Below are 19,144 nucleotides of genomic sequence, written 5' to 3'. Positions count from 1 at the left end.
GTGAGCGTGCGCGAACGCGTGACCTGACCGGCGCGGCGAAGCCGAAGGCGAGCCGCGCCGGGAAGATCGCGAAGCGATCGACACGGCGTCCCGGAAAACGAATCGACCCGGGGCGGGGGTTCCGGTTACGGTCCCGAGACGGCCGTGCGCGCCGGCGCACGCCCGGAACCCTATCCTTGATGTGGCCATGAGGACCCCGCCTGTGAGATCGCCGCTCGCCGACCTGCGCGCGCGCCTGCCCGAGCTGATGCCCTACGACCGGCACCGGCTGCGCCGCCGCATCGACGGCGTCGAGAAGATGCGCGACGCCGGAAGGCGCGACAAGGCCGCCGGGGAGATCGCCGCCGAGATCGAGGCCGCCGAGGCGCGGGTCGCGCGGCGCCGCGCGGTGGTGCCCGCGATCACGTATCCGGCGGAACTGCCGGTCGCGCAGAAGAAGGACGCGATCCTCGAGGCGATCCGCGACCACCAGGTGGTGATCGTCGCGGGGGAGACCGGCTCCGGAAAGACGACGCAGATCCCGAAGATCTGCCTGGAACTGGGCCGCGGCGTCCTCGGCACGATCGGGCACACGCAGCCGCGGCGGCTCGCCGCCCGCACGGTGGGCGACCGGATCGCCGAGGAACTCGGCACCGAGCTGGGCGACGTCGTCGGCTACAAGGTGCGCTTCACCGACCGGTCGAGCGACGACACGCTCGTCAAGCTGATGACGGACGGCATCCTGCTCGCCGAGATCCAGACCGACCGGCTGCTCCGCCGCTACGACACCCTCATCATCGACGAGGCGCACGAGCGCAGCCTCAACATCGACTTCCTGCTCGGCTATCTCAAGGAGATCCTGCCCCGCCGCCCCGACCTCAAGATCATCATCACCTCGGCGACGATCGACCCCGAGCGGTTCTCCCGGCACTTCGACGGCGCGCCGATCGTGGAGGTGTCCGGCCGGACGTATCCGGTCGAGGTCCGCTACCGGCCGATCACCGACCCGGACGACCCGTCCGCCGATCCCGACCGCGACCAGATCCAGGCGATCATCGACGCGGTGGACGAGCTGGGCCGCGAGGCGCCCGGCGACGTCCTCGTGTTCCTCAGCGGCGAGCGGGAGATCCGCGACACCGCCGAGGCCCTGACCAAGCACCTCGCCCGGCAGCGGACGCCCACCGAGGTGCTGCCGCTGTACGCGCGGCTGTCGGCGGCCGAGCAGCACCGCGTGTTCCAGGCGCACCGCGAGCGCCGCGTCGTCCTCGCGACGAACGTGGCGGAGACGTCGCTGACCGTCCCCGGCATCAAGTACGTCGTCGATCCCGGCAACGCCCGCCTGTCCCGCTACTCGCACCGGCTGAAGGTGCAGCGGCTGCCGATCGAGCCGATCTCGCAGGCGTCGGCGAACCAGCGGAAGGGACGCTGCGGCCGCGTCTCGGAGGGCATCTGCATCCGGCTGTACCCGGAGGAGGACTTCGAGTCCCGGCCCGAGTTCACCGATCCCGAGATCCTCCGCACGAACCTCGCGTCCGTCATCCTGCAGATGACCTCGCTCGGGCTCGGCGACATCGCCGCGTTCCCGTTCGTGGAGCCGCCGGACCGCCGCAACGTCAAGGCCGGCGTCGACCTCCTGCACGAGCTCGGCGCGATCGACCCGTCCGAGAAGGACCCGCGCAAGCGGCTCACCCCGCTCGGCCGCCGCCTCGCGCAGCTGCCCGTCGACCCGCGCCTCGGCCGCATGGTCCTGGAGGCCGATCGGAACGGCTGCGTCCGCGAGGTCCTCGTCATCGCGTCGGCGCTCTCCATCCAGGACCCGCGCGAGCGCCCCGCCGAGCACCAGCAGGCCGCCGACGAGCGGCACCGCCGGTTCGCCGACCCGACCTCCGACTTCCTGGCCTACCTGAACCTCTGGAACCACCTCCAGGAACAGCAGCGGGAACTGTCGGGCAGCGCCTTCCGCCGCATGTGCAAGAACGAGTTCCTGCACTTCCTGCGCGTCCGGGAATGGCAGGACCTGCACGGCCAGCTCAAGCAGGTCGCCAAGGCGCTCGGCGTCACCCTCAACACCGCCGAGGCCGCGCCCGACCGCATCCACGTCTCGCTCCTGTCCGGTCTCCTCTCGCACATCGGCCTCCTGGACGCCGAGAAGAAGGAGAAGCAGCGGCGGGGGCAGGAGTACGTCGGGGCGCGGGGAGCGAGGTTCGCCCTGTTCCCCGGCTCGTCCCTGTTCAAGAAACCGCCGCGCTGGGTGATGTCGGCGGAGCTCGTCGAGACGTCCCGCCTCTGGGGCCGCATCAACGCCAGGATCGAGCCCGAATGGGTCGAGCCGCTCGCCGGGCACCTGGTCAAGCGCGCCTACAGCGAGCCGCACTGGTCGAAGAGGCAGGCCGCCGTCATGGCGCGCGAGAAGGTGACCCTCTACGGCGTGCCGATCGTCGCCGACCGGCCCGTCAACTACGGCCGCATCGACCCCGTGCTGTCGCGCGAGCTGTTCATCCGGCACGCGCTCGTCGAAGGCGACTGGGAGACCCACCACCGGTTCTTCCACGACAACCGCGCGCTGCTGGAGGAGGTCGAGGAGCTGGAGCACCGCGCCCGGCGCCGCGACATCCTCGTCGACGACGAGACCCTCTTCGACTTCTACGACGAGCGCGTCCCCGAGGACGTCGTCTCCGGGCGGCACTTCGACACCTGGTGGAAGCAGGCCCGCCGCACCGATCCCGACCTGCTCGGGTTCGAGAAGTCGATGCTCATCAACGCGACCGCGGAGGACGTCAGCGAGGCGGACTACCCGGACGTGTGGAAGCAGGGTCCCCTCCGGCTCCGCCTCACCTACCAGTTCGAGCCGGGCACCGACGCCGACGGCGTGACCGTCCACATCCCGGTGCAGATCCTGAACCAGGTACGGCCGGACGGCTTCGAGTGGCAGGTCCCGGGCCTGCGCACCGAGCTGGTCACCGAGCTGATCCGGTCGCTGCCCAAGCAGCTGCGGGTCAACTTCGTCCCCGCGCCCGACCACGCCCGCCGTGTCCTCGACCGGGTCGCGCCCCGCACCGAACCGCTGCTCGGCGCCCTCGAGCGCGAACTCACCGCGATGACGGGCGTGCCGGTCGCGCGGGAGGCGTGGGACCCGTCCCGGCTGCCCGCGCACCTGCGGATCACCTTCCGGGTCGTGGACGACAAGGGCCGCACGCTCGGCGAGGGCACCGACCTCGACGCGCTGAAGCGCCGCCTCGCCGGCAAGGTCCGCGGCACCCTGGCCAAGGCCGCGCCCGGCATCGAGCGCACCGGCCTCACCGACTGGACGATCGGCGCGCTGCCCCGCACCTACGAGCGCAGCCAGGACGGCTACGACGTCAAGGCGTACCCGGCGCTGACCGACGAGGGCGAGAGCGTCGCCGTCCGCATGTACGAGACGGAGGCCGAGCAGCGCCGCGCGATGCGGCTCGGCACCCGGCGGCTGATCCTGCTGAACGCCCCGTCTCCGGCGAAGCTCATCCAGAAGAACCTCACGAACCAGGCGAAGCTGGCGCTGAGCCACAGTCCGCACGGGTCCGTCCCCGCGCTGTTCGACGACTGCGTCACCGCCGCGGCCGACCGGCTCATCGCCCAGGCGGGCGGCCCCGCCTGGGACGAGGCCGGATACCGCGCCCTGTACGACAAGGTCCGCGCCGACCTGTACGACGCCACGGCCGCGATCGTCGGGGTGACCGAGCGGATCCTCGCCGAGTCCCACGAGATCGAGCGGCGGTTGCGCGGCACCACGAGCCTCACGCTCGTCCCCGCGCTGACCGACGTCCGCGCGCATCTGGGGTCGCTGATCCACCCGGGCTTCGTCACCGAGACCGGTGCGGGGCGCCTCCCCGACCTGCCCCGCTACCTGCGCGCGCTGCGCACCCGGCTGGAGAGGCTGCCGGAGAACCCTGGCCGCGACCGGGCGCTCGCCCACCAGGTGGAGGTCCTGCGCCAGGAGCTCGAGCAGGCCGCCGGGCGGCTGCCGCCGGCCCGCCGCGACGACGAGCCGGTCCGCCAGGTCCGCTGGATGCTGGAGGAGTTCCGGGTCAGCCTGTTCGCCCAGCAGCTCGGCACCCGCTTCCCCGTCTCCGACAAGCGCATCCGCAAGGCGATCGCCCAGCTCTGATCATCACCGCCACCGGGACGCGATGGGCCGTCGAGCAGCCTCGGGCGCGACGCGGTGAGGGTGCGGCGGCGTCCGGATCGGGACTCTGAGCGCAGGTTCGCATCCGGGGAGTGAGGCTTCGCCGTCCACCGGACGCGGTGTGAAGTTCGCGACGGATCGGGAGGGCCCACATGTGCCCCCCAAGTCACTGCAGTCCCGCAGACTAGTGCGTATGGTTCATTCCATGCCTAACAGCGAAGAGCGCGACAACGGCCGTCCCGAGGAGGCGGCCGCGGCCTCCGGCGCCATGGTCCGCAACGACGCCGGCGCGGCTCCGGCGGACGTGGCCCGGGTCGGCGACCCCGTCACCGTCTGGCCCTGCGCCAGCTGCGGACGGCCCGTCCCGCAGCCCGTCGGGGCCGTCCGCGCAGTCCGCTACTGCCAGGACAACGACGGCGCCTGCGCCCGCGACGCCCGCGACCGACGCGAGCGCGGCCGGGACGCGCCGGGGCTCACCGGGCAGGTCGCCGCGACCTGGGAGATGGTCGAGCGGCTGGAGCAGGCCGCCGACGCGCTCGCCGACTCGCTGGCCGCCGAGCTCAGCGTCGCCGGCGTCGAGCGGCGCGTCGCCGAGGTGCGCGCCGAGGCCGCCCGCGAGCTCGCCATCGCGCAGAGCGAGCGCGACGCGTCCCAGCGCAAGGCCGAGGAGGCGTGGCACGAGGCCGCCGGTGCCCGCAAGCGCGCCGCCGCCGCCGAGGAGGACGCCGGCCGCGCCCGCGAGGAGGCCAAGCGCGCCACGGCCAAGCGGGACGCCGCGCAGCAGGCGTGGGAGGAGGCCCACCAGATCGCGCAGCAGGCGATGACCGCCAAGCTGGCCGCGGAGAGCGAGCGCGATCGCGTCGCCGCCCGCGAGACCGAGCTGCTCGCCGCGCTGGAGAACGCCCGCGCCGAACTCGTCACGCTGCACTCCAAGGTCGCCGAGGCGGAGAGCGGCGCCGAGACCCTGCGGGTCGAGGCGTCCGCCGCCAAGCAGGGCGCCGAGGATCTCCGCAGCGCCATGCGCGACACCGAGGCGCAGCGGCAGCGCGCCCTGCAGGCCGCCAGCAAGGCCGAGGCCGAGCGGAGCGCCGCGCTGCGCGCCCAGGCCGAGGCCGAGGCCGAGGCGGTCCGCGCCGCCGCCCGCGCCGACGAGGCCGCGAAGGACCGCGACGCCGCCCGGGAGCAGGCCGCGGCCGTCGCCGCCGAACGCGACGAGATGGCCGGCCGGCTCGGCGAGCAGGCCGTCCAACTGCGGCAGCTGTCCCAGTCGGTCGCCGAGCAGCAGGCCGCGCTCACCGCCCTCGCCGAGGAGCGCGACGCCGCCCGCGCCGAGGCCGACCGCGCCCGCCGCCAGATCGACCAGTTCACGCAGAGCACCCTCGCCGCCGGGAGTCCCGCCCCCGCCCGCACCCCCGACCCGCTCGGCTCGGCGTACGGGCGCCCGGCGGCGCCCACGAACGGCGCCCCGTCGAACGGCGTTCCCACCGGGGGCTACTCCGCCACCGGGATGTTCGGCGCGAGCGGGACGGGGAACGGCGCGTCCGGGATCTCCCGGAACGGCGGGTCTGGCCCGCTCCCGGCGCCGCCCGCGCCCGGCGCCGCGCAGCCCGGACCGGGGCGGCCCGGACCGGGCCAGGCCGCACCCGGGCAGCCCGGAACCGGAGGCAACCCCATGTCCGGCGGTACGCCCCCCGGGCTCGGCCGCCCCCTCAACGGCGTCAACGGCACCGATCGCGTCAACGGCACCGATCGCGACGACCCGCTCTTCACCGGCCCCTGAGCCGCCGGGCGCCGGGGGCGCGGCCGTGCGCGCCCCCGGTCAGCCGCCGCGGGCCTTCACGATCAGGAAGAGCACCACGGTCGCGATCACGATGATCATCAATGTCTGGCGCTGCTCCTTCGCCGCCGTCTGCCGCAGGTTCGACACCCGCTTCCGTCCGATCTTGACGTCGAACATCGCACGCCGGGCGCGCTCCCAGTGCATCCCGGTGTACACCGCCAGGGCCGCGATCCCGATGAGGAGCAACCCGCTTCCGCTCATCTGACCCGCCTCCAGTTTTCGCGGAAGCTTCAGATTCAACAGCGGAAGGCGCGCACGGGTCCATGTCGGAAGACACATTCTTCTGTAACCCGGGTGGAATCGGGCGGGATCGGGTGGGTCAGATCGCGGTGCCGCGCCCGAAACGCTCGGGATCGATCTCGACCCAGATCTGTTCCGCGCGGCCGAGGAGCCGCCCGTCCGCGCCGTACAGCGCCGTCGCCGCGTGCATCTTGCGGCCCTCCCGGCTGCGCGCGTACCCCACCACCACGCACCGCTCGCCCGCCGCGGGCACGTCGCCGATCTCCGCGGTCATCGTGCCGAGCACGGCGGGCCGGCCCGCCACGTCGAACGCCCAGCCGCCCGGGCAGTCGAGCGCCGCCCACACGATCTCGCGGCCCGGCGTCCGCACCGGCGTCCAGGGCGCAGCCACCGTACCGTCGCCGACCGGACCGGGTTCCAGCCGCAGCCCGTCCCCGAGGGCCCGCTCCGGCCCGCACACGAAGCAGCCGGGAAACGGGTGGCTCTCGGCCGCCCGGTACTTCTCCGCCCCCACCGCCGCCATCACGAACGGCACCGGCGGGACGGGCGGCACAGCGATCGCGCCCGCCATGGCCTCCGCGACCAGGCGGTCGCCGTCCCACAGCCGCAGCGCGCGGCGCCGCTCGTCCTCGGCCGTGACGGTCAGCTCCCGTTCCAGCGGCGGCGGGCACCGCAGCGTGACCGTCACCGTGTCGGTCACCATCCGCCCGGCGAGCAGGCCCGCCACATAGCCCCCGTTGCCCGAGCCGTCCGGGCCGCGGAACCGTCTCTCGATGATCATTAGAGCCCCCCGGTGCTCTCGTGCCCCCGCACGGAACGGTCCGATTTTAAGGCGCGGGGCGGCGGCCCGTGGCCGTACCGCCCCGATCAGACGGCGCGGGACGGCTGCGGGCGGCCGGGGCGGGTCGTGAAGAAGACCGACAGGGAACCGTTCAGCCGCGCCCGCACGGTCTCCTCGTCGACGGCCCCGCCGGCCGGGACCGGCGTGCGCTCCAGGGCGCGGGCGATGATCAGCTCCACGTTGCGGTCGGCGATGAGCACCGAGCACGTGTCGCACGCGTACCAGGGGTACAGCATGTTCAGCACGGCGACGGCCGTGTCGTCGTCCGACAGGTCCGAGGTGTCGAGTTCGACCTCGAACATGTCGGTGTCGTCCGGGTCGAGCGTCGGGTAGTACAGCCAGCGCGGGGCGGGCGCGGCGCAGAAGTCGCACGCCGGGCTCTGCGGGCCCGGGGCTCCCACGGCGAGCTCCAGCTCGTGGTCCCACGGCTCGACACGCCGGTTGTGCCGGTACCCGACCCCGTCGAGCGAACCCTCGCGGTTGTGCGTCACATCGTGCACCTCCCCGCCGCAGCGGGCGCACATGAAGCCCAGGTCGTCCATGTCCCCCCTCCCCGGGTCACCGGGACGCCGGTCTTCACAGTATCCGGCCGGACGCCCCGCCGGTACGCGGTGCGGGGTATCTCCGGTCACCCCGCCGGGACGCGGTGCGCCGCCAGATGCGCGAGGACCGACTGGTTCGCCTCCCACCCGTCCGGGAACTTCACCGGCACCCCGAGCCGCACCGGCTCCGTCGACGGGTGCGCGTCCAGCAGCTCGGGGATGCCCGCCCGCGCCACCACCACGCACGCGTGCCGGTGCCGCGACGCCAGCACGCACAGCCGGCCGGACTCCAGATGGAACGCGGTCGCGTCGCGCCGCCCCGACAGCGGATGCAGCACCACCGTCACGTCGTACTCGCGGCCCTGCAGCCGGTTCGCCGTGTCGACCGTGATGCCCGCGCCGTGCGGGCCGAGCGCCGCCCGGATCGCGGCGACCTGGTCGCGGTGCGCCGCGCCGATCGCCACCCGGGCCGCGTCCACGCCCGCCGTGCCCTGCTCCGAATGCGCGACCGGGCCGCGCTGCAGCAGCCGGACGGCCAGTGCCGCCGTCGCCTGCACGGCCTCCGCGTCGGTCCGCAGCGTGTGCCGCGCGGGCAGCTCGTACAGGGCCCAGCCGGTCGCCGCGGCCTCCTCCAGCGCGCGGTCGTAGGTGGTGCCCATGCCGCGCGCGCCGAACTCCAGCCGCCGGTCGCCCTCCCGCGTCCCGGCCTGGAAACCGGTGAACGGGTAGAACGCGTCCGACACCACCGGCGCGGCCGACGCGGGCAGCCGCCACGACACCGGCAGCCGGTGGACGGGCAGGTCCGGATTGTGCGCCAGCAGCACGGACACGGCGCTGCGCATCGGATCCCAGGAGAGGCCCGCCCAGCGCTCCACCTCCACGGTGGAGAACGGGTCGAGCTGCCCGGGATCGCCGACGAACAGCGCCCGCTCGAACCGCCCCGCGATGCGCAGCAGCATGTCCGAGCGCATCTGGTACGCCTCGTCCACGATCGCCCACGGCCAGGAGCCGTCCTGCAGCGTCGCCCACTTCGCGGCGGTCGCGATGACGACGGTCTGGCCGGCGAGGTCGTCGGCCTTCTGCGCCACCCGCACCGCCGGATGCGCGCGGACGCGGTCGGACGGCGCGTACCCGGACGCCGACAGCCGCCCGAGCGGCACCTCGGGGTGCTTCCCGGCGAGCCGGTCGATGAGGTCGTCGACCTGCTCGTTCGTCTGCGCGACGATCATCAGCCGCTCGCCCGCGGCGGCCAGGTGCGCGGCCGCGCGGACCACGAGCGTCGACTTCCCCGCGCCCGGCGGCGAGTCGACCACCACCCCGCGGTGGCCGCCGCCGAGGTCGGCGAGGACGTCCGCGACGACCCGTCCCGCCGCCCGCGCCGGGTCGGTCTCCGGGGGCGCGGGGCCGGTCTCCGCGTTCGCGGCGTGGGGCACCGACATGAGAGGGGGGCGGCTCACGACCAGTCCTCGCGGGCGTCGTCGGCGGTCGGTACGTAGTCCTCCGGCGGCCCGCCGTGCGTCCACGGCGTGTCCTCCCGGTCGGGGAACCGCGCGATGCCGAAGGACCCCTCCGTGCGGGACGTGAAGCAGACGCGGTCGCCCTCCACCGGGACCACGCCGGCCTCCGGGACGAGCCGCCTGCCCAGCCCGCCGGTCAGCTCCACCAGCACGCCGCCGCCGCCGATCTCCACGATCCTCCCCTTCAGCGCCGGACGCGCCGCGCTGCACACCGGCGTCCCCGGCTCCAGCCGGACCGGGTCGCCGGTCGCCACCCGCAGCAGCGGGCGCAGCTTCGGCCGCTTGCCGGTCTCGTCCAGCCGCTCCGGGTGGCACTCGGTGACCACACCGCCGAACGCCGCGCCCGTGAGCCGCTGCTCCGCCATGACCAGAGGATCGTCGAACGCCCGCTGCGCCTCGTACGCCTCCTGCGCCCGCTCCAGGTCGTGGAGCCGGCGCGCCGCCCGGACGGGCGGGTCGCGGCGGGCCTGAGGATACGCCTCGCCGAACGTCTGGTGGTAATGGGTGAACGCGTCCCGGTCCCGCTCCCAGCGGCGGGCGACACCGGCGGCCTCCGGCAGGGCCCGCAGCAGCCCGACGGCCCGCCACATCAGCTCCCACGTGGGCGTGACCTGCGTCTCGATCGCGGCCCGGAGCCGTTCCCGCGCGCGGGCGTCGCCGCCCGACCGGTCGTAGGCCGCGATCGCGGGGGCGAGCACCTCGTTGTCGAACGTCGGGTCGGTCGCCGGGCCCGCTGGCGGCCACCGCACCGGGTCCTCCGCGAGGGCCGCGGCGGACGGGCCGTCCAGCCCGTCCGGCGGGTCGATCCAGCCCATGAGCGCCGCCAGGTTGCCGTCCTCCAGGGAGCTCTGCCCGGTCGCCCAGTGCAGCCGCAGCAGCTCCGTGGCGGCCCCCAGCAGCGACGAGCCCGGATGGTCGTGCCGGTCCGCGAACCACGTCAGCCATCGGCCGAGGACGGGCACGGCCGCGTCGACCGCGTACGCGCCCTCCGTGCTCCGGAACCGCGTCGACCGGCCGAGCAGCCGCAGGAACCGGACACCGCCCCGGTTCGGGACCAGCAGCTGCGGCGCGTCCCCGTACCGCAGCCGCACCTCGCCGTCCTTGCCGGGCAGCTCCTCGACCTCGCCCCGGTGCGTCTCGACATGGTTCAGGACGAGCCGCGCCAGCGACGCCGCGAACGCGAACCGCTGGTCGCGGTTCCGGGGCTGCGGGACGATCAGCAGCGACGGCGCGTCCGGTGCCGCGCCCGCCATCACCGCGAGCGGGGCGGCCGCCTCACCGGCCAGCTTCAGCGGCACCAGCACCAGCGGCGCGTCCGCGATGTGCACGTGCCGCACCGTCGCGACCGGCTGCGCCCGGCCCGCCCGCACCGCCTCCAGTCGCGCCAGCGCCGACAGCGCGCTCATGACGCGCGGCTCTCCGGGATCGCGGCGGCCGGAGCCGCGGCCGGGGCCGGCGGCGCCTCGGCGGCCCGGCGGGCCTCCGCGTTCTCCAGGGCCTCGGCCCGCAGCAGGGACGCGAGCCGCAGCTGCGCGGCCGTCTCCGCGAGGTCCGCCGCCGGGTCGAGGTCGCCGTCGGCGAGGGCCAGCGCGGTGCCGATCGTGTCGAGGCCGCCCAGATCGTCCCGGACGGACCTGCCGAGCGCGCCCGTCGCCCCGCACGCGCGCGCCTCGTCCCGGCAGAAGAACGCCATCTCGCAGCCCGCCATGCACTCCGGCGCGTACCGGGCCTCGACCGTCCGGACCGCCTCGGCGAGCCGCTCGCCCGGCGCGAACGTCAGGTCGGCGGGAAGCTCCGCGAGGATGTCGTCGATCCGGGTGAGCCGCGCGAGCTGCCTGCGCAGCACCGCCAGCTGCGGCCGCACGTCCACCGGCGTCGCCGCCGGACGGTTCGAGAAGTTCTCCGGGCACACCAGGAACACCTCGTGCGACACCCGCTCAGGATCGTGCCCGAGCTCCGCGACCAGGTCCCGCAGCGCCAGCACGTACACCGCCGACTGCCGCGCCGCCGCCGCGACCTGCTCCGGCTCCGCCTGCCCGTCCACGACCGCGAACGACTTGATCTCGATGACGTGGAACCGGCCCGCGAACTGGAACGCGATCACGTCCGGCTCCAGGTACGCGGGACGCCCCCCGATGTCGAGCCGCAGCAGCGGATGGTCGAACAGCGTGCCCTCGCCCGTCTCCAGCGCGCGGGCGAGCAGCCGCCGCGTCCGGATGTGCCGCAGCTCCCGCCCCTCGTTGCCCGCGACCGTCTCCAGATCGTCGTAGGCGACCTCGGGGACGTCGAGCCCCAGCCCCTCCCGCAGCAGCGTGAGCAGCTCCGCGCAGCCGTCCGCCTTCACCTGCTGCTCGAACACGTTCCCGCGCGTGATCGCGAACTGCGACTGGCCGAACGGTGCCGGGAACCCCAGCGCCCGCGCAACGGCGTCCTTGTCGACGCCCGCCGCGTCCATCACCCCGCGGCGGGCGCACCCGGGATTGGCGGTCAGCGCCGCGATCGTGCGGGCGTCGTGGTTGCGCGGGGCGGCGCCGCCGCGCAGCCGGTCCAGGTCCGGCGCGGTCTCGGTCATCGGTCTCGTTCTCCCGTGTGGGCGCGGCCGCCGGGATGCGCCCGCAGCCGGCTGCCGAACAGCCGTTCGGCGTCGTCGAGCCCCTCCCGGGCGCGCGCGGCCGCGGCCGCGCGGCGCCGCAGGTCGGCGTCCCGGTGCACGTCCAGCTCGGCACGGGCGGCCGCGGCGAGCACGTCCGGCTCGACGGTACCGACCGTACCGGTCGCCGCACCCGGAATGTTGGCCGCGAAACGCCACAGCAGCCGCCGCGCGTCCGGCGACGGCGTGCCCCGCCGGGCGTGCTCCGAGAGCCGGATCGCGGACGTGAGGAAGTCGGTGCGGGCGCTGAGCGGTCCCACGATCCGCCGCTCCAGCGGCCATGTGCTCACCGTCAGCAGCCCGCGCGCGGGCGCCAGCAGGTCGGCGGTCAGCGCCGCGCACAGGTAGAACGGGCGGGCGTACGGCGCGGTCCGAAACGAGCGCTCCTCGTCCCGCCGCAGGCTCGTCACCCGGTTCCCCGGCAGGTCGCCGCCGAAGAACGCCGCGTGCACCGACCCCACCAGCTTCGGCGCGGCGGGCGCGCCGAGCAGCGTCAGCACCTGGTGGACCTGTTCCCGGACGGGCACCAGCCCCGGCGCGTCCCGCGGCCCGCCGTCGTCCACGGCGCCGAGGACCGCGTCGTCCCACGCGCTCTCGGCGTCGCGCAGCGCGGCCCGCAGCCGCCGCGCCTCCGCCCGGTCGCCCGCCGCCATCGCCCGGCGCACGCCGCTCCGCAGCTCGGCGATGCGCGCCTCCAGCGCGTCGGGGGACCCGGACATGCGCGAGACAGTACCGGATCTTCCTGACAGTTCCAGTGTTTTCCAGTTTTCGCCGGGCTTTCCCGCTCATCCCGGGGGCGGCGGCGGTCTCAGCCGTAGGCGGGATTCGCGGCCGGATCGGCGGTGTAGGGCGCCGCGAACGCGTCCAGCGTCCGCTCCAGATGGGCGGACCACCAGGTGACGAGCGCGGACGCGGCCCGCTCGGCCGACCCGTCCAGATACCGGTCGCGCAGCGGCCCGGCGTCGCAGAGCCGCTCCCACCAGGCGCGGTGCACGGCCGCCTGGATCTGCCCGGCGTCGAGCGGGAAGGCCGCCCGGTGGCCCCGCACGAACGCCTGCACCCGGTCGAGGTCGAGGCCGCGGTCGTCCTCGCAGGCGAACAGCTCCGCCGCCGCCCGCACGACCTCGCCCGCCACCGGCCCGGTCGTCAGCCCGTCCCAGCCGAGGACCGCGGTGACGTTCCCCGAACCGCCGTACCGCAGGTGCCGAGCGCGGAACGACCCGTGCAGATGCCCGACCGTGCTCACCTCCAGCTCCGGCGGCTGGTGGTCGGCCATCCCGGTGAGCAGCGCGTGCCGCTCCCGCAGCCGCCGCTCCGTGAGGGCGTCGAAATCGGTGCCGCCCGGCACCGCCGCCAGCATCGCCTCGACCGCCGCGGCCGCGTCCACCGCGCGCGGCGTCGGGACCAGCATGCTCTGCTGGACGGGCGGGGTCAGCCGGTCGAGCTCCGCGTGCAGCCTGCCGAGCAGTTCCCCGAGCGCCTCGCACTGGGCGAACGTCAGCTCCAGCCCGCCCCGCGTCCGCCCCGCCACCCACGGGTACAAGGCGAAGCCGCGCCCCTCCGCCGTGACGAGCGTCCTGCCGCCGCGCGCGGGCACCGGCGCCAGGACCGGCAGGCCCGCGGCGTCCAGCGCGGCGGTCAGGGCGTGCCGGAACAGGACTCTCTTGCGGTCCGGGTCGGCGCACTCCTTGAGGAAGAACCGCCCGCCGGACGCCTCGACGCGCCAGCGCCCCGGCCGTCCGGGCAGCGGGACCGCGCCGTCGACGGCGCCGATCTCCCAGCGCCGCAGCAGCCGGGTCGGCGGCTCGGTCAGTGTCGGCGGCACCTCAGCACCTCGGCGGTGTCGAACGGATGTTCACCACCGACGCTACACGCCCCACCCGCCCGCGCGAAAGCGAACCGCCCGCCCGGCCGCCGCGGGGAGCCCCGGTCACTTCCTTTCGAGGACGACGACGGGGATCTCGCGGTCGGTCTTCTGCTGGTACTCGTCGTAATCGGGCCAGGCGGCCGTCATCTTCGCCCAGTAGGCGGGCTTCTCCTCCGGGGTCGCCGTCCTCGCCCGCGCGGTGAACTCGTCGTCCATCACCTGGACGCCGACCTCCGGGTCCGCCTGCAGATTCAGGTACCAGAGCGGCGGCTCGTCGGCGCCGCCCTTCGACGCGACGACGAGGTAGTCGTCCCCGGCCCGCTGATAGATGAGCGGGGTCGTGCGGGGCTCTCCGGTGCGGCGCCCCTTCGTGGTGAGCAGCAGGGTCGTGGTGCCCTGCCAGTCGTGCCCCTCGCGCCCGCCCGTCGCCCGGTAGCGCTCGACGTGCTCCTTGCCGAACAGCATGCGTGCTCCTCTCCTCGGCGGTGACCTACCCCGGCGGACGCGGATCACCGGCTCGCCCGCCAGGAGGTTCCGCCGCTCCACCACGGAGCCGACCGGGGGCCGAACCCGTGAGTCCGGGCGTCACGTGGAGGGAAGAGGAGCGGTCAGAGCTCCTTGAGGACGCCTTCGAGGAAGGACGTCGTGGTGTCGGGCCGCCCCGCCGTGATGCAGAGGTTGTTCATGGCGCGCATGTAGGTGTCGACGTCCGTCGGCTTGTCGAGGTAGAGCGCGCTGGTCAGCTGCTCCAGGTACACGACGTCCGACAGGGCGGGCTCGGCGAACCGCAGGATCGTGAACGGGCCGCCCGCGGCCGCGTGCCCGCCCGCGCCGAACGGCACGATCTGCAGCGTCACGTTCGGCAGCTCCGACATCTCGACCAAATGCTCGATCTGGCGCCGCATCACGTCCCGCCCGCCGAGCGGCCGCCGGACGACCGCCTCGTCGACGACGGCCCAGAGCGTGGGCGCCCCGGGCGCGGTGAACCGCTCCTGGCGGGTCCGCCGCACCTGGACGCGCCGCTCCACCTCCTCCTCGGACGCGTCCGAGAAGCCGAGCCGCACGACGGCGCGCGCGTACTCCTCCGTCTGCAGCAGCCCGGGGACGAACTGCAGCTCGTAGGTGCGCAGCAGCGACGCCGCCTCCTCCAGGCCGAGGTACACCTCGAACCAGGTCGGCAGGATGTCCCCGTAGCGGTGCCACCAGCCCGGGGTGTTGGCCTCCCGGGCGAGCTCCAGGAGCGGCGCGCGCTCCACGGCGTCCGTGACCCCGTACAGCGTCAGCAGGTCCGAGACGTCGCGCTCCTTGAACCCGACCCGGCCGAGCTCCATCCGGCTGATCTTGGAGTGCGAGCCGCGGATCTCGTATCCCGCCTGCTCGGTCGAGATGCCCTGCGCCTCCCGGAGCCGGCGCAGCTGCGAGCCCAGCAGGATGCGGAGCACCGTGGGCCCGCCCCGGCGGGGGTACTCGATCAGCTGTCCGGCGGAGTCGCCCTCCGGGGGAGTGGATGCGGTTGAGTCCTGGGGCAAGGGGTCACCAGCCGGTCGACGGGTCCGCTCTGAGCGGAAAGGCACCGCCTCATGGTAGAGGATCGGGCCTCGCTTTTGGGAAGTAGGAGAAAAGGCGGTTTCGGACAAACTCCCGATCCCCGCGGCGTCCAATCCGGAACGGCGGGTGACGTGCGGGTGAATTCTCGTCCGATCGAACGACCGAGCCGGGAACAAGCAGGCCGCCCGCCCGTGTTGGCGATCACCGAGGGGAGCGTTCCCCACCGAAGGAGTACCCGCATGACGAAGCTCTCGGACGACGCCAGGAAGCTGCTCGACCGGCCCCTGCCCGGCTGGGCCACGACCGTCCGCCCGGACGGCTCCCTGCACAACACGGTCGTCTGGGTCGGCCTGGACGGCGATGACGTGCTCATCAACACCGCCGTGGGCCGCGCGAAGGAACGCCACCTGAGCGCCGACGCCCGCGTGTCCGTCAGCGTCCTCGACCCGGACGACGCGTTCCACTGGGTCACCGTCTCCGGCCGCGGCGTCCTCGAGCGCGACGGCGCCGACGACGTCATCAACGCGCTGTCCAAGAAGTACATCGGCGAGGACGTCTATCCCTTCCGCCAGGAGGGCGAGCAACGCGTCACCGTCCGTATCGCGCCCGAGAACGTCATCTACAACACGGGTGGGTGACGCACCTCTCGTCGGGAAAGGCGCAGCTGAGCGGGTTCCGTGATCAAGCTCTCGTCAATATCGGACATCCGCGGTCCGCGCAAGGCGTTCACTGGTCATAAGGCGATGAAACGCATCGACTGGGAGACACCCATGAACGCAACCGTCCACCGGAACCCGGAGATCCGCTTCCAGACGTCCGGCAAGGTCACCGAGGACGAGCGTGCGGCGGCCGAACGCGCCGTCCGCACCGCCCTCGACGGCAGAGGGTCCGCGACCGTCCAGGTGACCCTGAGCATCGCGGCCGACCCGGCGCTCCCGCGCCCGGCCCTGGCCCAGGCGGTGGCCGACCTGGAGGGCCGCCGCCTGCGCGCCCAGGCCGCCGCGCCCCACCTGGAGGAGGCGATCGACCTCCTCCGGACCCGCCTGACCCACCGCCTGGCGAGCTGACCGGGCGGGCGGCCCCGCCGCCCGCCCGCCTCCCGCCTTCGCGCGACCCGCCTCGGTCCCGTACAGCGGAACCACGTCCAGGAGGGGCCCGACGTCGCCGAGCGACGCAGCGGGTTCGTGCAGGTTCGCGGTGTTCGCCTTGGTCTCGGACAGCGGGACCTCGTCCAGGAGGGGCCTGGCGTCGCCGAGCGCCGCGGCGAACTCGTGCACGTTCGCGATGTCGTCGGCGGGGCGCGTGAACGACACGGCGTAGCGGCGTGCGCTCGGGGCCGCGCGTCTGCTGAAAAACCCGGTTGCCCGTCGCCGGCCTCGTGGGACATCGTGAGCGCCACCGCCGATCGAGGAGGCCGGGGACGACGATGCGCACGCGTGAGATCCGCGCCGGGTACGACCGCGATTCGATCACGGTCTGCCAGGCGTACGGCACGGAGATCGGCCGTGCGGCGGTCGAGCACGGCACGTTCGTCCTGACGGCATGCGGATGTGCCGGAGCCGGCGCCGCCCGTGTCGCCGCCGACCACCCTTGACTCCGCGGCCGGGGAGTCAAGGGTGCGGATCGGGTTCGCAGGAGAGGAGTTCGTGCAGGATCGGCGGCAATTCGTCCCAGAGCCACTCGTTGAGCGTGCCCGGGAAGCCGGCCGGGGCGGCGAGCCGGATACGGCCGGGCGCCACCTCGGTCAGCCGGACGGCGACGGGGCCGTCGTCCCAGACCGGTTCCCGGCATCCCCAGTAGGCGGCCAGGTCGTCGCCGGTCAGCAGGATCTCCGAGGCGAGGACGTGCTCTCCGCGATGCCGGCCGAGGGGCAGCAGCCGCTGCGCCGCCGAGCGGATGAGGTTGAGCGCGGCGAGGTCCTGCGCGCACGCCACGTCGGTGATCTCCAGCTCGGGCAGGCCGAAGCGGCGGAGGCCCGTGGTCGCCAGGTCGACGCAGGAGCATCCGTCGATGTCGGCCTCGGCCGCCCTGCAGCGGCCTGCGTCGCGGTACGGCGGCAGTGACGCGCCCAGCCACTCGTCGGCGAGCACGAACTCGTTGAGGGGGCCGAACGGGACGATCGGCAGCACGCTGCTCGTGTCGGTGTCCACGGGGACGCCGCCGAGCGACTCCGCGATGGCCTTGGCGACGGTCCGGCTCAGGTGGAGGCCCACGGGGAGGTCGCCGACCTCCAGGACGGACGTGACGCCGATGTGGCGGGTGGCCTGGTGGAGACGCTCGACGTCCTCGGCGTCTCCGGTGACCGGGTCGAGATCCCAGGGGGAGTCCGCGGCCGGATGGCCCGTGATCGTCAGCCGGGGCGTGCCGAGCCGGTGCAGCGCCGTCGGCGCGGACGCGCCGGGCAGCCGCTCGCGAAGCAGCGCGGGGAGGTCGCCGGGCACCTGGTCGGTGGCGATGACGAACCCGGCGGTGGTCTTCTCGGGGACCGTGATGGTGACGGACATGCGCAGCCTCCTCGGGCCGGAGCGGCGTGGTGCTGTCCAGCCTCGGGGAGCGGTCGGGCGCGGTGAAGTAGAACGTGATTCTGTGGATGAGCTGCGGAAACATGCCGGAAATGGCCGTTCTGTGGGGCAGGTGCCGCTCAGAACGCGCAGGGCAAGGAGGCGATCCCGTTGATGAAACTCGCCCTCTGCCGGACGGGCGCGGCCGTGGCGTGCAGGTCGGGCAGGCGCGTGTAGAGCTCCCGCAGCAGCACGGTTATCTCCCGGCGTGCCAGGTGCGCGCCGAGGCAGAAGTGCGGTCCGGCGGCACCGAACCCGAGATGCGGATTGGGGGATCGGCCGATGTCGAAGGAGTCCGGGTCCTCGAACACGCTCTCGTCCCGGTTGGCGGAGTTGTAGTAGAGGATGACGCGCTCGCCCCGCCTGTACGTGTGCCCTTGCAGTTCATGGTCGCGCGTCAGAGTCCGGCGCATCCAGGTCACCGGGGTGGCGTGGCGCACGACCTCCTCGACCGCCGCGGGAAGCCGCCCGTCCAGGTCCGCCAGGAGGCGGGCGCGCTGGCCGGGGTTCGCGGTGAGCAGCGCCAGCGCATGCGAGAGGGCGTTGCGGGTCGTCTCGTTGCCCGCCACCACCAGCAGGGAGAAGAACCGCGCCAGTTCGATGTCCGTGAGCGCCTCCCCGTCCACGTTGGCGTGCGTCAGCGCGGTCACCAGGTCGTCGGCCGGGGCGGCACGGCGCCGGCGGCCGAGTTCGGCCATCAGCGCGTGCAGGTAGGAGAACTTCTCACCGAGGATCAGCGAGCGTCCGCGGCCGTCCGGTGCGACATAGCCGGGATCCCCGATCGCGAGGATCGCCTCCGTCGCGTCGATGACCCCGGCGTACTCGGACTCCGGAATCCCCATCATCGTGCAGATGATCCGCAACGGCATGGGCACGGCGACGTGGTCGACGAAGTCGCACGGCCCGCGCTCCGCCAGTTCGTCCGCGATGCGGCGCGCCAGGACGGCCACGTCCCCGGTCAGGCGCTCGACCATGCGGGGGGTGAACGAGCGCGACACGATGCGGCGCAGCCGCGCGTGCCGCGGATCGTCCAGGCTGATCATGGACGCGGAGTACTCGACGGCCTCCGGCGGCGGATCGACGAGGCTGACCGCGGTCGGCTGGGAGCTGAACACGTCCGAGCGGCGGCTCGCCTCGGTGACCTGCGCGTAACGGGTCAGCGCGTAGAAGCCCGGCCCGTCGGGGACCGGGCAGAACACCGGGCCCCGCGCTGACCGCAGAAAGGCGAACACCGCGTCGCGCTCGGCTTGCCGCCCCGTCCAGAAGTCCAGGTTCTGCAGCCGCGTTTCGACAATGGCGTCCATCGGCCGGGGGTCGCCTTCCGCTCGGCAGTCGCGTCTCAGGCTAACCCGGCCGTCCGATGGGCGCGGGCGGGAACGCGTCCCGCCCGCGCCACC

Annotated in this window: 17 protein-coding genes; 5 read left to right on the top strand and 12 right to left on the bottom strand. The window is 74.0% G+C overall.

The annotated features are described in order from the left end of the window. Positions 1–187 precede the first annotated feature (187 nt). Positions 188–4,123, top strand: coding sequence for an ATP-dependent RNA helicase HrpA (gene hrpA, locus IE99_RS0117905; protein ID WP_030171686.1), 3,936 nt, complete (start codon positions 188–190; stop codon positions 4,121–4,123). A 223-nt stretch (positions 4,124–4,346) separates the two neighbouring features. Beyond that, positions 4,347–5,921, top strand: coding sequence for a coiled-coil domain-containing protein (locus tag IE99_RS0117900; RefSeq protein ID WP_030171682.1), 1,575 nt, complete (start codon positions 4,347–4,349; stop codon positions 5,919–5,921). A gap of 39 nt (positions 5,922–5,960) precedes the next feature. On the opposite strand, the gene IE99_RS0117895 is transcribed toward IE99_RS0117900, so the two are convergent. The 10 genes from IE99_RS0117895 to IE99_RS0117850 all read right to left on the bottom strand — a co-directional run bounded on the left by IE99_RS0117895 (position 5,961) and on the right by IE99_RS0117850 (position 15,113). Next, entirely contained in the window at positions 5,961–6,182 is a 222-nt protein-coding gene (locus IE99_RS0117895; protein ID WP_157610364.1) for a hypothetical protein, read from the bottom strand. Between the two features lie 118 nt (positions 6,183–6,300). Further along, entirely contained in the window at positions 6,301–7,002 is a 702-nt protein-coding gene (locus IE99_RS0117890; RefSeq protein ID WP_037559650.1) for a hypothetical protein, read from the bottom strand. Positions 7,003–7,088: 86 nt separating this feature from the next. Then, on the bottom strand, positions 7,089–7,604 hold the full coding sequence (locus IE99_RS0117885) for a hypothetical protein (protein WP_030171663.1): 516 nt from the start codon (positions 7,602–7,604) through the stop codon (positions 7,089–7,091). An 86-nt stretch (positions 7,605–7,690) separates the two neighbouring features. Continuing rightward, the gene (locus IE99_RS0117880) at positions 7,691–9,061 is read right to left on the bottom strand and encodes an AAA family ATPase (RefSeq protein ID WP_245623248.1); all 1,371 of its coding nucleotides are present in this window, start codon (positions 9,059–9,061) and stop codon (positions 7,691–7,693) included. After that, entirely contained in the window at positions 9,058–10,527 is a 1,470-nt protein-coding gene (locus IE99_RS0117875) for a hypothetical protein (RefSeq protein WP_030171657.1), read from the bottom strand. Before IE99_RS0117875 ends, IE99_RS0117880 begins: the two co-directional genes overlap by 4 nt. Then, a complete protein-coding gene (locus IE99_RS0117870; RefSeq protein WP_245623247.1) occupies positions 10,524–11,693 on the bottom strand; it encodes a hypothetical protein in 1,170 nt (389 codons plus the stop codon). Before IE99_RS0117870 ends, IE99_RS0117875 begins: the two co-directional genes overlap by 4 nt. Continuing rightward, entirely contained in the window at positions 11,690–12,490 is an 801-nt protein-coding gene (locus IE99_RS0117865) for a hypothetical protein (RefSeq protein WP_037559649.1), read from the bottom strand. Before IE99_RS0117865 ends, IE99_RS0117870 begins: the two co-directional genes overlap by 4 nt. A gap of 89 nt (positions 12,491–12,579) precedes the next feature. Continuing rightward, positions 12,580–13,596 (bottom strand): phosphotransferase enzyme family protein, encoded by a 1,017-nt coding sequence (locus IE99_RS0117860; protein ID WP_051712674.1) that lies wholly within the window; start codon positions 13,594–13,596, stop codon positions 12,580–12,582. A gap of 105 nt (positions 13,597–13,701) precedes the next feature. Then, entirely contained in the window at positions 13,702–14,103 is a 402-nt protein-coding gene (locus IE99_RS0117855; RefSeq protein ID WP_030171647.1) for a nitroreductase family deazaflavin-dependent oxidoreductase, read from the bottom strand. A 143-nt stretch (positions 14,104–14,246) separates the two neighbouring features. Next, positions 14,247–15,113: a helix-turn-helix domain-containing protein gene (locus IE99_RS0117850; RefSeq protein WP_030171644.1), complete on the bottom strand. Its 867-nt coding sequence runs from the start codon at positions 15,111–15,113 to the stop codon at positions 14,247–14,249. Positions 15,114–15,425: 312 nt separating this feature from the next. On the opposite strand from IE99_RS0117850, the gene IE99_RS0117845 reads away from it, so the two are divergent. The 3 genes from IE99_RS0117845 to IE99_RS31945 all read left to right on the top strand — a co-directional run bounded on the left by IE99_RS0117845 (position 15,426) and on the right by IE99_RS31945 (position 16,780). Continuing rightward, a complete protein-coding gene (locus tag IE99_RS0117845; protein ID WP_030171641.1) occupies positions 15,426–15,824 on the top strand; it encodes a PPOX class F420-dependent oxidoreductase in 399 nt (132 codons plus the stop codon). Between the two features lie 132 nt (positions 15,825–15,956). After that, complete coding sequence (locus tag IE99_RS0117840) at positions 15,957–16,253, top strand: hypothetical protein (protein ID WP_030171638.1); 297 nt, start codon at positions 15,957–15,959, stop codon at positions 16,251–16,253. A 359-nt stretch (positions 16,254–16,612) separates the two neighbouring features. After that, positions 16,613–16,780: a DUF4291 family protein gene (locus IE99_RS31945; RefSeq protein ID WP_157610363.1), complete on the top strand. Its 168-nt coding sequence runs from the start codon at positions 16,613–16,615 to the stop codon at positions 16,778–16,780. A gap of 16 nt (positions 16,781–16,796) precedes the next feature. Here IE99_RS31945 and IE99_RS0117825 read toward each other — a convergent pair whose 3' ends face one another. Next, positions 16,797–17,690 carry a hypothetical protein gene (locus IE99_RS0117825; protein ID WP_030171635.1) on the bottom strand — a complete coding sequence of 298 codons (894 nt, stop codon included), beginning with the start codon at positions 17,688–17,690 and terminating at the stop codon, positions 16,797–16,799. Positions 17,691–17,827: 137 nt separating this feature from the next. Beyond that, entirely contained in the window at positions 17,828–19,051 is a 1,224-nt protein-coding gene (locus tag IE99_RS0117820) for a cytochrome P450 (RefSeq protein WP_030171633.1), read from the bottom strand. Positions 19,052–19,144 lie beyond the last annotated feature (93 nt).

The organism is Spirillospora albida (assembly GCF_000718255.1).
Classification (GTDB): Bacteria; Actinomycetota; Actinomycetes; order Streptosporangiales; family Streptosporangiaceae; genus Spirillospora; species Spirillospora albida.
Note: the sequence above shows the minus strand (reverse complement) of the source record. Positions and strands in the feature narration are given on the sequence as shown.

What these genes read in the sequence shown, in the direction of transcription:
- IE99_RS0117870 (WP_245623247.1), bottom strand. Translation starts at nt 11,693, where the DNA reads ATGACCGAGACCGCGCCGGACCTGGACCGGCTGCGCGGCGGCGCCGCC.
- IE99_RS0117865 (WP_037559649.1), bottom strand. Translation starts at nt 12,490, where the DNA reads ATGTCCGGGTCCCCCGACGCGCTGGAGGCGCGCATCGCCGAGCTGCGG.
- IE99_RS0117885 (WP_030171663.1), bottom strand. Translation starts at nt 7,604, where the DNA reads ATGGACGACCTGGGCTTCATGTGCGCCCGCTGCGGCGGGGAGGTGCAC.
- IE99_RS0117900 (WP_030171682.1), top strand. Translation starts at nt 4,347, where the DNA reads ATGCCTAACAGCGAAGAGCGCGACAACGGCCGTCCCGAGGAGGCGGCC.
- hrpA (WP_030171686.1), top strand. Translation starts at nt 188, where the DNA reads ATGAGGACCCCGCCTGTGAGATCGCCGCTCGCCGACCTGCGCGCGCGC.
- IE99_RS0117875 (WP_030171657.1), bottom strand. Translation starts at nt 10,527, where the DNA reads ATGAGCGCGCTGTCGGCGCTGGCGCGACTGGAGGCGGTGCGGGCGGGC.
- IE99_RS0117825 (WP_030171635.1), bottom strand. Translation starts at nt 17,690, where the DNA reads ATGTCCGTCACCATCACGGTCCCCGAGAAGACCACCGCCGGGTTCGTC.
- IE99_RS0117855 (WP_030171647.1), bottom strand. Translation starts at nt 14,103, where the DNA reads ATGCTGTTCGGCAAGGAGCACGTCGAGCGCTACCGGGCGACGGGCGGG.
- IE99_RS0117890 (WP_037559650.1), bottom strand. Translation starts at nt 7,002, where the DNA reads ATGATCATCGAGAGACGGTTCCGCGGCCCGGACGGCTCGGGCAACGGG.
- IE99_RS0117840 (WP_030171638.1), top strand. Translation starts at nt 15,957, where the DNA reads ATGAACGCAACCGTCCACCGGAACCCGGAGATCCGCTTCCAGACGTCC.
- IE99_RS0117820 (WP_030171633.1), bottom strand. Translation starts at nt 19,051, where the DNA reads ATGGACGCCATTGTCGAAACGCGGCTGCAGAACCTGGACTTCTGGACG.
- IE99_RS0117845 (WP_030171641.1), top strand. Translation starts at nt 15,426, where the DNA reads ATGACGAAGCTCTCGGACGACGCCAGGAAGCTGCTCGACCGGCCCCTG.
- IE99_RS0117895 (WP_157610364.1), bottom strand. Translation starts at nt 6,182, where the DNA reads ATGAGCGGAAGCGGGTTGCTCCTCATCGGGATCGCGGCCCTGGCGGTG.
- IE99_RS31945 (WP_157610363.1), top strand. Translation starts at nt 16,613, where the DNA reads ATGCGCACGCGTGAGATCCGCGCCGGGTACGACCGCGATTCGATCACG.